This is a genomic window from Lysinibacillus alkalisoli (assembly GCF_014643595.1).
GTDB lineage: Bacteria > Bacillota > Bacilli > Bacillales_A > Planococcaceae > Metalysinibacillus > Metalysinibacillus alkalisoli.
This window is the reverse complement of sequence record NZ_BMJT01000019.1, coordinates 1-16,981: the sequence shown is the minus strand read 5'-3', so window position 1 is coordinate 16,981 and position 16,981 is coordinate 1. Positions and strand designations below refer to the sequence as shown.

The 16,981-nt window shown below is 34.2% G+C and carries 6 protein-coding genes and 1 pseudogene; 6 read left to right on the top strand and 1 reads right to left on the bottom strand.

Annotation, left to right across the window (positions count from 1 at the left end; genetic code table 11):
- Positions 1-355 precede the first annotated feature (355 nt).
- Positions 356-709: a hypothetical protein gene (locus tag IEW44_RS15600; protein ID WP_188615991.1), complete on the top strand. Its 354-nt coding sequence runs from the start codon at positions 356-358 to the stop codon at positions 707-709.
- Here IEW44_RS15600 and IEW44_RS15595 read toward each other — a convergent pair.
- Positions 683-2,011 (bottom strand): annotated as a pseudogene (locus tag IEW44_RS15595) (IS4 family transposase). The gene IEW44_RS15600 and the pseudogene IEW44_RS15595 overlap by 27 nt on opposite strands.
- A 480-nt stretch (positions 2,012-2,491) precedes the next feature.
- Here IEW44_RS15595 and fabD point away from each other — a divergent pair.
- The 5 genes from fabD to IEW44_RS15570 form a co-directional block, all read left to right on the top strand.
- Positions 2,492-4,744 carry an ACP S-malonyltransferase gene (gene fabD, locus IEW44_RS15590; RefSeq protein WP_188615990.1) on the top strand — a complete coding sequence of 751 codons (2,253 nt, stop codon included), beginning with the start codon at positions 2,492-2,494 and terminating at the stop codon, positions 4,742-4,744.
- Between the two features lie 5 nt (positions 4,745-4,749).
- Complete coding sequence (locus tag IEW44_RS15585; protein WP_188615989.1) at positions 4,750-5,415, top strand: class I SAM-dependent methyltransferase; 666 nt, start codon at positions 4,750-4,752, stop codon at positions 5,413-5,415.
- A 28-nt stretch (positions 5,416-5,443) separates the two neighbouring features.
- Positions 5,444-5,872: a cupin domain-containing protein gene (locus tag IEW44_RS15580; protein WP_188615988.1), complete on the top strand. Its 429-nt coding sequence runs from the start codon at positions 5,444-5,446 to the stop codon at positions 5,870-5,872.
- Between the two features lie 21 nt (positions 5,873-5,893).
- Positions 5,894-16,030: an amino acid adenylation domain-containing protein gene (locus tag IEW44_RS15575; RefSeq protein WP_188615987.1), complete on the top strand. Its 10,137-nt coding sequence runs from the start codon at positions 5,894-5,896 to the stop codon at positions 16,028-16,030.
- Positions 16,031-16,056: 26 nt separating this feature from the next.
- Positions 16,057-16,981 (top strand): condensation domain-containing protein (locus IEW44_RS15570; RefSeq protein WP_229704275.1); only part of this gene is annotated, 925 nt, incomplete at its 3' end.

The window sequence follows — 16,981 nt, the reverse complement described above, 5'->3', positions numbered from 1 at the left end:
TTTTACATGGAATCTCTCTTTTTTTATTGAATTTTATTGGTAGAAATTAGTTAATCAACAGACGTGATATTTTATATCTTTAACGTAATTAGTTATAAAGTTATTAGTTTTTTAAAGTATTTAATTATCTTGTTTTGATATTTTATTAGTTATTAAATACAGAAGAATTTTTTTGTTTTAGAATTTACATATTAAACATTCCAACTTCTAGAAATAATTAAATAATGGATATGTAGGCTACCTAATGTTCTTAGGAGCTTAATAATGGTTTTTGAACCATTAATACATAAAAAATTTTAAGAAGGGGGTTAGAAAGCCACTTTTGTTACTACTAATATTTATACATTAAGAAGAGGTGATATCTAAAATTTTTAAAAAATCATATATTATCATTGTTATTATGATAATTTCAATATGTTTAGTTACAACTTATACTTTAAAAAATAGAGATCGAACAGTTAATTTTAAATTAAATTATCAAGCTTTGTTACAACAACCAAATATCAAAAATATTAAATTAGCAGTTTTAGATGATGGTATTAATCTACAGTTATTTAAAGACTTAAATATCACTAAATATGATTTTACTGGTATATCAGAATTACACAGTGATAATCTTAGCCATGGTACTGCTGTAACTGGATTAATTGTAGAAACGGCTCATATAGATTCTACTACTGACTCAACTTTCGCACCCAGAAATGTCTAGGCATCGCTTGAAATAACTAGGTAAAGCGGCTAACCATTTCGTCATTTGACTTTTAAAAACGTCCATGCTGAAAACAACCTCATCTTTTGCTAAAATTTGGAAAAGGTCGATGAGTGATTGTAAGGCCGTCACGAAATCAATGTCCTGAATATCTTCTCCTAGTTCATAAAATAGGTTAGCGAATGTCTTGGGGTCGGCTTCTTTCCGCATCTGCCAGGCAATGAGGATGTAGCGTGTAAACACAATCGTTGTATGGCTAATGAGTGCGTCGTATGAGCGACATTGAAACTCTTTCCTTAAGTTTAATAGCGATTTATTGCACTTAAAGAACACTTCGATGTCCCAGCGCATGCCATAAATACGGATGATTTCTTCTGCGTCAAGCGTTGTATCGGTACTTAAAATGGCCAACCATTCACTCCGCTTATTGCGATTACGAATGAATAGGATTTTGACAGGTATGCCATTGCCCAACTGTACATGGATGGCGCCTATTATATCCTTCTTGCTCATCGTAGGTTTGGCTTTCTGGTACAGCTCTTGAAGCATCAGTTGTTTGCCCTCGTACTGGTAGCGCTGTTTTAATGGCTTGACCATGCCAATGACATCGAGCCCTTTCTCCGTGATGACTTGGATTAAAGGAGCTTGTGTAAACCATGAATCCATGAGGACATAATCCGCCAGAATGCCTTGATTTAAGGCGTGATCGAGTAAAGAAGACACGACGTTTGTAGCCCGACGTTCGTTTGTCAATCGACTCGTCCACTTCTTGGGAGCGGTTTTCCTTTTTAGCGGAACTCATTAACGCAAAATCCACAGGAATAAACGTGCTGCTATCGGTCCAGCCAAGCGTGAGTAATTGAAATCCCTTAAGTGACGGTGTAAAGAATGGTCAAACACCTTCGCCAGCAGTTCCACGGCTTTACTGCGATTCCGTGAATAAACAGAATCATCAATAATAAAGGCGGTCACCCGTTTTTCAGCGGTTAACGGCTTGATGAGACGCACCATCTCGCTACTAAGCGATAGTAAAAAGCGACGCCAATTATACGTAGGCATCTTTAAAAACCGATAAACTGTATCCTTACCCGGTAAATCAGCGGCTTTCTTACTCGTAAACGCACGAAACCAGTTTGGATATTGGAATACGAGTAAAAAAATCAATTGGAAAACAGCGAGACAAGAATAGCCAGAAAGCTTGGTAATCCCGGATTTCCGCAGGTGATACCCGATATTTAATTCAGAAAAGCCTTGTTTGATTTCTTTTGGTAATTGCGCAAAGTACCCTTTATTCGTTATCATAGAGAGAGACACCTTTCTTTGTGGTATTGGTTTGATTACCAGTAGTGTACCAAAAGAAGTGGTGTCTTTTTCGTTGTTTTCAAAACTTTTTGTGAAAGTCAAAGGAGTTTCTAGTTGGCGTACAGGCTAGTTAAGTCAAGAGATGAGGGTGAAAATCTTACTGCGAAAGTTGAGTTAATAATAATATTTAAAATAAGTTTTATTTAAGAAGATACGATTGATTTTAAAAATTTTGTAGGATTAATATGGTTCAGACTAAGTTTGAGTCACAAGACACCATCTGTACAATTGGTAACATAAATGGACAGTAAGTAATTTTCTACAGATTTCGATAGTTTAAAAGCACTATTTATTTTTCTAGTACGTTATTACTAAATTACGTGAATATTTTGTGAAAATATGTAATAAAATGTACTTTTGCTATATCATTAAACTTATTGGTAGAATCGGAAGTTTTATCCTAATAATGAGGGTGATTAAATGAAAGCTTATATGTTCCCAGGACAAGGTTCTCAGAAAAAAGGTATGGGAGAAGACTTATTTGGGGAGTTTGCTGAATACGTTCAAGTAGCTGATGAGATTCTTGGCTATTCCATTAAAGATCTTTGCTTGAGTGATAAGGAGAATAAGTTAAAACAAACTCAATATACTCAACCTGCCCTGTATGTTGTAAATTCTCTTAGTTACTATAAATACCGCCAAGAAAACGGGGAGCCTGATTATTTAATAGGTCACAGTTTAGGGGAATATAATGCCCTTTTAGCTGCTGATGTCTATAACTTCGAGACGGGTTTAAAATTAGTTAAAAAACGTGGAGAACTGATGTCTAGTATAACAGGTGGAGGGATGGCAGCGGTTGTAGGTTTATCAAAGACAGCAATCCAAAATATACTTATTGACCATAATTTAATGACAATAGACATTGCCAATTTAAATACTCCTAGTCAAACGGTTCTTGCTGGTCCCAAAGAAGATATTTTACGAGCTCAGCCAATATTTCAAAATTCAGGTGCTAAATTATTTGTGCCTTTAAATGTGAGTGGTCCTTTTCATTCTAGATATATGTCTGATGTTCAAGATGATTATAAAAAATATGTTGATCAATTCCTGTTCAATGAGGCCAGAATACCAGTTCTTTCGAACGTAGATGCCCATCCTTACAAAGAAAGTAACATCAAAAATAATATTGTGAAACAGCTAACAAGTTCAGTGCAATGGAATCAAACTATTCAAAACTTAATGGATGAAGGTGTTTCAGACTTTTATGAGATAGGACCAGGGAACGTCTTAAAAGATTTAGTATTAAAAATTAAATCAGAGAGAACGGAAAAAAAGCATTACCAAGATGAAAAAGTAACTTCTTTAGTTAACCGAATTTCTACTGAAGTAAGGAATACCAAAAAAGTGGTTTCTATAGGGGATCGAGAATTCTGTGAAGACTATAATATATCATACCCATATGCCGTAGGTTCTATGCACAAAGGTATTTCCTCTCCTCAACTAGTAGCAAAGATGGCTCAAAATGGTTTTCTATCTTTCCTTGGAACAGGGTCTTTAGAATTAAAAGAAGTAGAAAAAATTATAGTAGAAACTAAACAGTTAGTTCGAGAAGGACAGGCTTTTGGCTGTAATTTTGCAGCTAATATACATGACTCTTACAAAGAAGAGGAAATCATGGATCTATTTCTTAAACATAATATCTGCTCTATAGAAGCTTCCGGTTTTTGGACTATTAGTCCGTCATTGTTAAAGTTTAGAGCAAAGGGCTTAAGTCGTTCTGAGACAGGAGAAATTCTTATTAAGAATAAAATACTTATTAAATTATCTAGAGTTGAAACTGCTATGGAGTTTTTAAGTGTTCCTCCACACCCACTAATTGACCAACTTTTTAAGGAAGGACAAATTACATTTGATGAAGTTAGCATGATTAAACAAGTTCCTCTTGTTGATGATATTTGTGTGATGGGGGATAGTGGTGGGGAAACGAGTCAATCAAACTTAAACCTTGTTCTTCCGACTATTATTCAACTAAGAGATAAGTTGGCGGAAGAAAAGTTATTTAATAAGCGTGTAAGAATTGGGGCAGGAGGGGGAATCGGAACTCCTGAAACAGCTGCAGTAGCATTCTTGCTTGGAGCTGATTTCGTTTTAACAGGTTCTATAAATCAATGTACAGTTGAGGCTAAAACGAGCAACGTAGTTAAAAACATGCTACAAAAAGTTGATTTACATGATATGAGCTTTGTTCCTAGCGTTAATGATTTAGAAATTAGAGGACAAACACAAGTAGTGAAAAAAGGAGTATTTTTCCCACCTAGAGCTAATAAACTATACGATTTGTTAAAACAATACAATGACATTTCGGATATTGATATTAAAACTAAGGAAATAATTGAAGAGAAATATCTAAGTGAGAAAATTCAAAATATTTTACGAGCTGATGAACTACAGTCTTCCTCTAAAAAACGAACACCCAAAAGTGATATGCAAGCGCTACTAAAATTTTATCAAAACAATTCGGTCCAACTAGCGATAAAAGGTGATACTTCACAAAAGGTCAATTTCAATATCTATTGTGGACCTGCCTTGGGAGCATTTAACAGATGGGTAAAAGGAACAGAGCTAGAGGATTGGAACAATAGGCACGTAGATGTTATCGCTAAAAAAATGATGGTCGAAACAGAAAAACTATTAGAAAGTAAACGATTATTAGTAATGACTAATCAAGGGTGATAACAATGACAAAAATGACAATTAATTTAACAGATACTTTATATAACTATGTACTGGAGCACTCTCTTCAGGAACCATCACTGGTGAAAGAATTAAGAGAGGAGACAGCAAAATTGCCTATGGCTGCTATGCAAACTCCTCCAGAGGAAACGCAATTTCTAACAGTACTTCTTAAACTAATGAATGCTTCTAAATTATTAGAGATAGGTACTTTTACAGGCTATAGTACATTATGGTTTGCGATGACTATTCCGGAACATGGGATGATTACAGCCTGCGATGTAGATGAAGAATGGACATCGATAGGAAGGAGATATTGGGAAAGAGCTGGGGTTTCCCATAAGATTGATCTAAAAATTGCCCCCGCATTAGATACAATGCATAATCTTTTAAGCAATCATAAGGCTAATTATTATGATCTGATTTTTATCGATGCAGACAAAGAAAATTATATGAACTATTACGAAAAAGCACTTCTTTTGATAAGACCTGGTGGGGTTATTGTTATAGATAATGTGCTATGGGGGGGCAGTGTAGTAAATCCCTTAAATCAGTCTCGTGATGTTCAAGCTATTAGAGAACTAAACAAAAAAATCATGAACGATGACAGAGTTACAATAAGCCTTCTCCCTATTGGAGATGGGGTGACTTTTGTACTACCTAAAAAATAACAACATTTGAAACCAAAGGAGATATATTATGAACTTTCCATATGAAAAACTTATCTTTAAGAATGAAAATAGTCCACTTTCCTCTATTCCTTTTCATACAGACGTCCCAAGTATCGAGAGATTCTTTTCAAATGAATTTCCTTTTCATTTAGCAATTCATCAAGTGACAAATGCAAATGGTTTAGATGAAGACTATACTATTCCCCATGTGCATGATGATGAAGATGAAATAAATATCATTGTTGGTAAAGAAGGGGGTCTTGAGTACAAAATTCAGTTAGGAGAAGAAGAATTTGTTGTTTCCTCTAATTCTACAATATGGATTCCTGCAGGTATTAAACATTCGGCCAATGTACTAAAAGGTAACGGTTATTTCATAGCAATTAGAATGGAACCAACACGATTTAATAAAGACTACATGCGTAAAAAAATTGAACAAAATTTTAAATTAATCTAGTTAAGGAAATGAGGATAAAAAATGCATACTAGTCAACTCATTTTTCAGTTGAAAGAAAAGGGCTGTAGGCTACTAGTAAATGGGGAAGACCTTACGATTCTTGGAGAAATTACGGCTGAGGAAGAGCAATGGATAGAAAAGCTCTCTAAAGAAATGGTTACAGAATTAACTAATCAGGGAAAAGAATTTTGGTCATCAGAGTTTACTGAACTATCTTTAAGATGTGACTTCCCGACCCTTGTTGATGTAGGTAAAGACAAAAGTACTTTTTCTACCTTTAGTTTTAAACTCACTACAAATGAAGTTAAAAGCTTTAGTAAATATGCGAAGAAAACTGACAGGAGCTATTCTACTCTTTTACTAACAGCATGGATTGTCCTACTTCATCGATATACTTCTCAAGAAAAGATACCAGTTGTCACAAACATTTTTTCTAATTTGCCTGAGGGAATCTCTGAGTCACCTGTCAAAGTAGAAATTAATGAAGGTACTTCCTTTTTAAATATAAATGAGGAATTGGATTATACAGACACACTTTATAAAGAGAACTTTTTTCCGGGTATTAAATGGATAGAGGAACATATGCCTGATGAATATGCTTCTCAATTTAATGTCTCATTTCTATATGTGGAATCTGAAGAAAGTAAAAATTCCTTGCCTGATATCTTAGAACCACCCTTTGATTTATCTCTTCGAGTTAATAAATCAAAGGGTTTAAATATAGAGTTTTTATCCAATTCTAATTGTTTTAGTAAGATTGATCTTGAAAATATGAGTTGTCATTATAAATACATTTTGAGGAGCATGATTCAAGATGATGAAATGAGTGTTGGTACATGCTCTATGGTATCTACTGAAGAGAAAAATAGGTTAGAGCTTTACCATGGAGAAAAAAGAGATTATTTCTTTGAAAAAGACTTAGCTTCTCTATTTGAGGAACAAGTAAGGAAAAATCCAAGCCAGACAGCCGTCATTACCGAAGAAGAAAAAGTTGATTATATTACGTTAAATAGAATGTCTAACTACATAGGTCAACAGCTTATTGATTCGGGTGTTTCAAAGGGTACACCTGTAGGTGTTTATATTGACAGGTCAATACATACTTATATGGCACTCTTAGGGATTTTGAAAGTGGGAGGTATCTACGTCCCACTCGATGCTTCGTATCCTTCAGATTATATTTCCCAAATTACTGAAGATTTAAAAATAGAACACTTTATTAGTAAAAAATCTCTTTTTGAAATTCTCCCTAATCAAAATGTAAAAATGATTATTGCAGATGATATTATGCAAGAAAAATTATCTCAATACGATAAAAATTTAGGGGTAAAATTAGACAGTCAAGATCCAGCTATTATTATGTATACGTCTGGATCGACAGGTGTTCCGAAAGGTGTAAAACATAAGCAGATACAACTCATTAATCGATTTAATTGGACATGGGAGAACTATCCTTTTAAAAACGAGGATGTAATGTGTCAGCGTACGGCCCTGAATTTCATGCCTTCTATGTGGGAATTGTTAGGAGGGCTACTTCAGGGTATACAAACTGTTATTATTCCCGATAGAGTAATAGCCGATCCTAATAAACTATTAGAGTTTATTTACAAATATCAGATTACTATCATGATGACTGTCCCATCTTTATTGAAAATGTTGTTTCAATCTAGCTTAGATGCTAAACAGTATTTATCATCTATAAATCTTTGTATTACAGCAGGAGAGCCTTTAACAGTAGATACATTCAATCAATTTCAAAGCATATTTTCCAATGCAATATTATTAAATGATTTAGGTTCTACAGAAACTAATGGAGTTCTATATTTTGACTCAAAAGAAAAACAAAATGTATCTAATTTACCTAATTTTAAAACGATTGCTAATACAGAAATTTATTTGTTGGATAAATATCTAAATCAGGTTCCTTTAGGAGTAATCGGGGATATTTACATAAGCGGTGCACCTTTAGCATTAGAGTATGTAAATAGGCCAGACCTCAACAAGCAGAGCTTTTGCAATATTCCCCATATATCCAAAGAGAAGATACTCTATCGTTTAGGGGATAGAGCAAGATTTTTATCTGACGGAACCATTCAATTGTTCGGAAGAATTGATCACCAGGTAAAAATTAGAGGTAAACGAGTTGAAATAGGTCATATTGAATCAGTGATTAATAAGCATAGTCATGTACAAGAGAATGTAGTAGTGGCAAAAAAAACGAAAAGTAACAGCAACCAATTATACGCATATGTAGTTGGTAAAAGAGAAGTAAATGAAGGGGATTTAAAACAATATCTAGATCAAATGTTACCAGATTACATGGTTCCTTTCCGGATTGAAATTATAAACTCTATACCGAAGAGACCGAACGGTAAGGTAGACCTGAAGGAGTTGATTGATCGTAAGGATTCTTTAATAGGACCTAAAATCAATCAAGATTTGATATTAGAGAGCATAAAAAAAATTGTCTCACAAATATTAGAGGTAGAGGCTGACTCCGTAAACATAACTAAAAAGTTTTATGCTGTCGGGTTTGATTCAGTTACCATAGTTGAATTTGCCCATCAAATTAATAATAAATTGAATGCAAAAATAGAGGTAACAGAGTTATATGATTGCAACAATTTGGTCGAGCTAGCTCAGCTCGTTATGCAGAAGGAACAGTACGATCTCTTACCAAATATTGATAGCCAAACATCCTCTTCTTCAACTGAAAAAGTTCAGGAGAAAATAATAAAAACAGCTAAGGATAAAAAACTAGTAATTGAAACACAAGTTGAGACTGATAGGTTAATTGGTCATCAGTCCATTTCTCAAGATAGAGATACTATGACTTTAATTATTAATTGTGCTGCTTCAATATTAGAAGTTGATAACCAAAGCGTGAATATAAACAAAAAGTTATATGAAGTTGGTTTCGATTCTGTTTCTATTGTAGTCTTTGCAACATTACTTAGTGAAAAGTTTAATACCGAAATTACAACTACAGATCTCTATAATTGTCCTACACTACAGGATGTTATTCGACTAGTAGACAAAGGGATGCCAAAAAGTATTTCAGAAATGCAAGAAAAAACTATAAATGAAAAAGATTATAATTTCGGGGTAAACAATAATACTGATTATAAAAAAGTTCTTTCGGTATTAAAGAAACATGCAGCTGACATATTACAAGTAGAAACAACGGACCTAGATGGGGAGCAAAATTTCGAAGACTTAGAGTTTACCTCTGCAGATTTTGCTAATTATATCAAAGTTTTAAATCAACAATATAAATGGTCATTAACTCTTGCTCACTTTATCGAGTATAGATCTATTGATGCTCTTGCTACTTATATAACAGAGGAGCATACGATAGAAACTGCTTTATTCAAAGAGCGAAAAGAGAATATCCAAACATTTTACGAAAGTAAAGAAGCAGAGGTAACAGACCTTAGTGACAATGAAGAAAAATTAAAGGTCCAAAAGGAAATTGCGATTATTGGTTTTTCCGGAAGGTTTCCTGAAGCGGCAAATATCAATCAATATTGGACGAATATTTCAGAAGGCATATGTGCAATTCGTGAGGTTCCAAAGCTGAGATGGAAGGAAGAAGAGTATTATGATTCTAATCCTCAAACCCCTAACAGAAGCTACAGTAAGTGGGGCGGATTTATTCCTGATATTGATAAATTTGATGCGCAGTTCTTTAATATTTCCAAGCATGAAGCAAAACTAATGGATCCACAGCAGCGTCTTTGTTTAGAAGAGGCATATCGAACATTAGAACATGCAGGTTATTCAAATCGCTCCCTTTACTCTCGAAATGTAGGTACCTATGTAGGCATTAGGAATGGTGATTATACAACTAGATTATTAAGAGGCGGTATAAACAACAGTTCATTTACTTTAATGGGTAATGATTCAGCTATTCTGTCTGCAAGATTGGCTTATCTTTTAAATCTTAAAGGACCGACATTAGCAATTGATACTGCTTGCTCATCATCACTTGTTGCCATTCACTTGGCTTGTCAAAGTATTTTAAATGGAGAAATAGAAATGGCAATTGCTGGTGGAGTTCATATCATGAGCACCTCAGATTTACATGTAACATCAAGCAAAATGGGTATGCTTTCACCAAATGGTTTATGTAAAACATTTGATAACGAAGCGGATGGCTTTGTTCCAGGAGAAGCTGTGGGATTTGTAGTTGTGAAAGAACTACAGAAAGCTATTGAAGATGGAGACTTTATCCATGCTGTTATTAAAGGGTCTGGAATGAATCAGGATGGGACTACCAATGGTATTACGGCTCCGAGTGTAGATTCGCAAGCAAATCTCATTGAAACCACTCTTAATAAATACGAGATAGATCCAGAAACCATCACTATGGTAGAGGCTCATGGTACAGGAACTAAATTAGGCGATCCAATAGAAGTAAAAGCTCTAACAAATGCTTTTCAAAAATTTACAAAAAACGTTCAGTATAGTGCAATTGGTTCTGTGAAAACCAATATTGGTCATGCAGTGGCTGGTGCGGGAATAGCAAGTTTGACTAAAGTTATTTTGTCACTTAAGTATAAAAAAATTCCTAAAATTTTAAATTATACAAATAAAAATGAGCATATCAACTTTAAAGATAGTCCATTCTATGTGAATACTGACACTAAAGAATGGAAGACCGATGGGCATCCTAGAAGAGCGAGTATTAGTTCATTCGGTTTCAGTGGTACTAATTGTTACATGATAGTCGAAGAAGCTCCACAGCTACAAGACAGGAAAAAACAACTAGATCCATATTATTTAATTACCCTTTCGGCAGAGAATGAAACTTCTCTAAAACAAAAAGTAGAAGATTTTTACCAATGGACTAGAAATGAGGGACATTTATATGAGATGGGAGACATCTCATATACATTACTTAAAGGAAGAAGTTTTCATGCGCATCGACTATCCTTTATAGTCTCTAGCCAAGATGATTTAGCAAATGCTTTACTTCGTATTCTAGATGGTAATTATCAAGACGTGAATCATGGGGTGTTAAAACAAATTAATCATGGTTTATTTATAGAGAAAAATCAATCAGTTAGGGTTTTTGAAAATGTGAAAAACAATCTGAATTATTCATCTGAAGATTTTAAACTATACCTCTCTGAATTAGCAGAACAATTTGTTCAAGAAAATGATTTAGAATGGGAAAGATTATTTACAAATAGAAAGTGGAGGACGGTACCTTTACCGGTTTATCCATTTTTACAAGAATCGTTTTGGATAGAGGAACCGGTGCAAGAGAAAAGTGGCCGTAATGAAGCTTCTAAGAAAGAGACAGTAGGAAAGTCTTCAATCGTTACTACTATAAATAACAATGATGTTTGGGTAGAAGAACATCAAATTTCAAATAAAAAAATTGTCCCGGCAGCAATGTATATTGAACTCGTTAGAAAAGCCATCAATGAGTTTTACAAACAAGAGAACTTTAGGATAGAGAATTTTGTCTGGATGAAGCCTATAGAAGTTAAGCATAAAGTGGAAATTGAAATAGAGCTGATGGAAAGAGGACAATTATCCACTACCTTTAATATTAAGGTTGATGATGACATTCATGCTACAGGGAGTGTTTTTATAGGTGCTGTTGATCAACCGTATAAAACTATACAAAATGTTTTTAGTCACAGCGTATCAACGATAAATAAGGCTAGTTTCTACAGTAAATTTAATTCACGAGGAATAAAATATGGAAAGTCATTCCAACTGATTGATTCTTTACTTATTGATGAGGAATATGTACTTGGAAACCTAGACACTAGTATCAGTGGTAATGATGCAACATGCCTTATTGACTCAGTATTCCAGTCAGCAGTAGGTTTTAGTTTTGATAAAAATGATTCTCATCCTTATATGCCCTTCACTATTGATAAAATTAAAATTTATGAAGGCTTTCAATCTGGATCAAGAGTTCTAGTAAGCAAGGATAATAGTAATGAGAAGGTGGGTATGAGAAAGTATCACCTATCCTTATTGAATGCTGAGAATTTAGTTGTTATGGAAATTAAGGGGTTTACCCAAAGAGAATATAAATTAGAAAACATTCCAACTTCAAAGCAACCAGTTATGTTATACAAGCCAAATTGGAAAGTTTCTGACATAAATTCAACTGAATTTATTTCAGGAACTACTCTTTTGATTGATGTAGATAATATATTTACAGGAGATCAAATTAAATCTTCAAGCCAATACTTAAGATTTAATAGACTGATTCTAGTTAAGCCAGGTATAGCTTGTAGACAAATTAATCCAAATGAATTCATTTTAGATATATCCAATAAAGAGGACTTAAGACAATTTTTAGGTGATAAAAACCTTGAAAAAATAGAAAACGTAGTCTATCTAAGTAAAGCATCTGCTCATTCTGAATATAATTCATTATCTGTTCTTAACCTATTTAAAAGTGTTCAGGGACTAATGGAAGTAGGGTATCAAAAAGAAATTAACCTTTTATATACCTATATAAACACTTCATCACTTTCACAGCCTCAACATGAGGCCGTTTCCGGATTCTTAAGAGTGTTGGAGAAGGAATATAGTGGATTTAACGGGAAAATTGTAGAAGTTCATCATGAAGTCAATCAGGATACTGATTATGAGTTGTTAGGTATTCTTCATCAAGAAATAACTAAAGATGATTCATTTCACGATGTATTATACAAAAAACATAATAGACTAGTTAAACAATACGAACAGGTAAATTTAGAAAGATACACTTCGCCTTTTAACAATGTATTAATGAAGAATGGAGTCTATATTATTGCTGGAGGAATTGGTGGCCTAGGACAAATCTTTGCAGAATATTTAGCAAAGACCTTAAAAGCAAAGATAGTACTAACTGGCCGAAGGTCAAATGATAACGAAGTAGGACAAGCAATAAAACAGATTCAGTTATGCGGTGGAGAAGCTTTATATTACCAATGCGATATTTCTAATAGATTAAATGTTGAAAATCTAATTCAGTTTACTAAAAGTAGCTTCAAAAGAATTAATGGAATCTTCCAATCTGCTGGAGTTATAGCTGACAGTCTTTTCAGAAATAAATCGATAAATGAAGTGGATCAAGTCTTTAAGCCAAAGATTAACGGAACTCTTTATTTAGATGAGCTAACCAAAGATGAAGACATGCAGTGTTTTGTCCTCTTTTCTTCAATTTCACCTATTATGGGGAATATTGGTCAAAGCGACTATGCTTATGCAAATAGTTTTGTAGATGCTTTTGCACAAAAACGAGAAGCATTAAGAAAACAAGGAAAACGTTTTGGAAAGACATTATCAATAAACTGGCCTTTTTGGACAGAGGGTGGTATGAAAATTGATGAGTCTAAAAGGAATGCTATACAAAAAGATTTAGGGCTTTATGATTTGGAAAAAGAAGAAGGTCTTAAAGCATTTGAAATAGCTATGAATCTAGAATACCCACAACTTGCTGTAATAAAAGGCGAAAGGGACAGGGTGCATCAACTGTTTAAAAATAAGGATGTACAAAAATCTAGCATGAATATTCAAGTAGCTCAAAAGTCAGTAATAGACTATGTAGAGGAAGACTTGATGATTTTAGCTCAACAAATTCTTTCTAACAATGAAGTAATAGATGTAAAAAGAGATCTAACCGAGTATGGGTTAAGTTCTATTTCAATAACTGAATTCAGTGGTTTAGTTAGCAATTTTTATGACATTCAAATTTCACCTTCAGTATTTTTTGAATACTCGACATTAAATGCTATTTCAGAATATCTCTGTGAACAACACTCTCTTATAATGGAAAGTCATTATGAGAACAAGATTATTCGATATGATCCTCTGATTGAGATTGCTGCTTCAAATGAAAATGAACTTGACTCATTAAGTCATTCAGAGAAGTTGAGTGATAACATTTTAGAAATTAAGAAAGAGACGGACATTGCGATAATAGGACTGAGTTCGAAATTTCCGGGTGCTAATTCTGTAGAGGAATTCTGGGAAAATTTATTGGCTGGTAAATCTTCTATATCTACGGTTCCTCCTGAGAGATGGGATTGGCAAAAACAGCATGGGGATCTAAACCAGAATGGTAAGAATTCCGTAAATACGGGAGGATTTATATCAAATATCGATAAGTTCGATCCCACGTTTTTCGGTATTTCACCAGCAGAGGCTAAACTAATGGATCCTCAGCAACGTATTTTATTGCAACAAGTATGGAAAGCTCTAGAAGATTCTGGTCATAAGCCTTCGTTGCTATCTGGAGAAGAAGTTGGCGTATTTATTGGTGCTTTTACTAATGATTATAATAACTTGCTTATTAAAGAAGGTATCAATGAGGGACACACTGTAGCAGGAAACGATCACTCTGTTTTAGCAAATAGAATTTCCTATATATTTAACTTTAAAGGTCCTAGTGAGGCTATTGATACTGCTTGTTCAAGTTCACTGGTTAGTCTGCATCGTGCAATACAATCGCTGAAACTAGGAGAAAGTAAGTTAGCAATAGTAGGTGGCGTTAATGCGTTACTTTCACCTGATGGATTTATTAGGGCAACTAAAGCAGGTATGTTGACTGAAGGTGGACAAATTAGAAGCTTTGATGAACAAGCTGATGGTTACTTAAGGGGAGAAGGCTGCGGTGTTATTGTATTAAAGCCTTTAAAAGCTGCTTTAAAAGATAACGACAATATCTATGCAGTCATAAAGGGCAGCGCTGTTAACCATAGTGGTAAAGGGTATGGACTCACTACACCAAGTATTAATGGACAAGCTGATGTTATTATCAAAGCGTTAAGAGATGCAAATATTTCACCCGAGTCCCTAAGCTACATCGAGGCTCATGGTACAGCTTCTAAATTGGGTGATTCCATAGAAGTTGATGCCTTTAAGAAAGTATTTAAACAACTTTCTAGTGCTTCAAATAATCAACATTATTGTGGAATAGGTAGTATAAAACCTAATATTGGTCATTTAGAGGCTGCTTCTGGTATCGCATCCTTAATGAAAGCGGTATTAGCTCTTAAGTATAAACAAGTCCCACCTACTATTAATTTTGAAAACTTAAATGAAAACATTCGTTTAGAGGGTTCTCCTTTTTATATTGTTGACCAACCACAAGAATTACGACCAACAGAAAAAAATGCGGGTGATGAGGATTCAACCATAAAAGTGGGAGTGCATTCATTTGGTTTTGGTGGTACTAATGCACACATTATTTTAGAAGAGTATGCAAAAATTAGTAAAACTAATACTTTTAATAAAACGAAACATTTAATACCTTTTTCTGCAAAAACGAAAAGATCGTTGTTAACCTATCTTTCTTCATTTAGAAAATGGTTGAAAGACAATAGGGATGTATCTATAGAAGAATTGGCACATACCTTGCAGACTGGTAGAGAAGATATGGCGGAAAGAATCATTTTGATTGTTACTGACATAGAAGATCTGATCAATCAATGTGACGATTATATAGATAGAAAAGAACACTCCTGGATTGAAGGTAATGCGGCTGAACATAAGATAGATTTAGACTGGATATTAGATAATGAAATTATTGAAGCAGTTACTTTTAAGGCCATTGTTGAAGAAGACTTTACAAAAATTGCAAGGTTATGGGCTGTAGGATACCCTATACAATGGGAAAGATTATATGAGTCGGGGACTGTCACAAAAATTTCACTACCGACCTATGAGTTTGACAGCCAAAGCCTATGGTTTAAAGATTTCGCAACCCTAAACGAGGCCGAGAAGAACTCTCAAGTCCATGTAGAGGCTTATAAGGATCTTAATTTATACAATTCAAAACAAAGCCTTGATTATTCACATTACAAAAGTCTAGTAACAGATAAAATCGAGCAATTGATAGGAATAGAAAGTATAGATCTTAATGTGAAGCTATTTAATTATGGATTTGACTCCATTATGGCAATAAAACTTAAGTACTTGTTAGAAGAGGAATTGTCTGTAGATATTCCTTTAGAGGTATTAGGTAAATCAACAACTATTGAAGCTATCCATTCTTATATAGAGGGAAAAATAGACTTTAGCAGTACGGTATTAAATTTACCTTCTAAACAAGAGGGGGTTTCACCGAATAGTCAAGATGATTTAACAAATGCTGACGAGGAGACCTTGATAGCGCTATTTGAAAGAATGACTACCAAGTAAAAAATGTGTGGTAAGGAGAGGTCATGTTGCATAAAGAAGACTTTTTAAAGTTGTCACAAGACCAAAAAAGGAAGTACCTTTTAGAAATGCGAGAGAAGCTATCTTTAAACACTCAATCTGGTTACAAGGATATAAAAAAACTTAAATATCCAAGGCTAAGAAAGAATGATAACGATAGATTTAATAATTTTCCTTTAACTGATATTCAAGAGTCTTTCCTAATAGGGAAATTCTATGGAATGAGTCAAGATACAATAGGTTGTCACATTTACTGTGAATTTGAGAAAAGGGATCTCAATGTCCAAAAACTAAAACAGAATTGGATGGAATTAGTTCACCATCATGAAATGCTACATACCATTATTGATTCATCAGGGGAACAAAGCATTTTGCGTGAAATACCAGCTTTTGATATGCCAATTCATGATTTGAGAATGGTTGATCTTGGCACCATTGGAACCCATAAACAAAAGGTACGTAATGAACTTTCTCATAAATTATATGAAGCAGGTCAATGGCCTTTGTTTGACCTTCAGTTTTCTTTACTACCTAACGATAATGTTCTCATTCACTTGAGTATTGATGAGTGGATTGTAGATGCAGCCAGTGTGGATTTACTGTTGGATCAATGGTATCAGCTATATCATGATTCGACCTATAAGCTACCAGACATAGATGTGTCGTTTAGGGATATGGTCATGGCTTGGAAGGAATTCGAACAATCCGATGTGTTTAAATGCGATCTAAATTATTGGATGGAGAAGTTAGAGACGGCTCCAGGGGGGCCGTCCCTCCCTCAGGGGAAGCCACAATTAAAGAAGGGATTTCCCTATGTTACACGGTATCGCTTGACAGGAGAGTTAGAGGGAGAAAAGTGGAAACAAATTAAACAAAAAGCCGGGGAATTAGAAGTCTCTCCAACCGTTCTTTTATTAACCTTATTTTCTCAAG

Bases quoted from the DNA above. Each gene is read 5' to 3' on its own strand.
- IEW44_RS15575 (WP_188615987.1), top strand. From the start codon at position 5,894: ATGCATACTAGTCAACTCATTTTTCAGTTGAAAGAAAAGGGCTGTAGG.
- IEW44_RS15580 (WP_188615988.1), top strand. From the start codon at position 5,444: ATGAACTTTCCATATGAAAAACTTATCTTTAAGAATGAAAATAGTCCA.
- fabD (WP_188615990.1), top strand. From the start codon at position 2,492: ATGAAAGCTTATATGTTCCCAGGACAAGGTTCTCAGAAAAAAGGTATG.
- IEW44_RS15585 (WP_188615989.1), top strand. From the start codon at position 4,750: ATGACAAAAATGACAATTAATTTAACAGATACTTTATATAACTATGTA.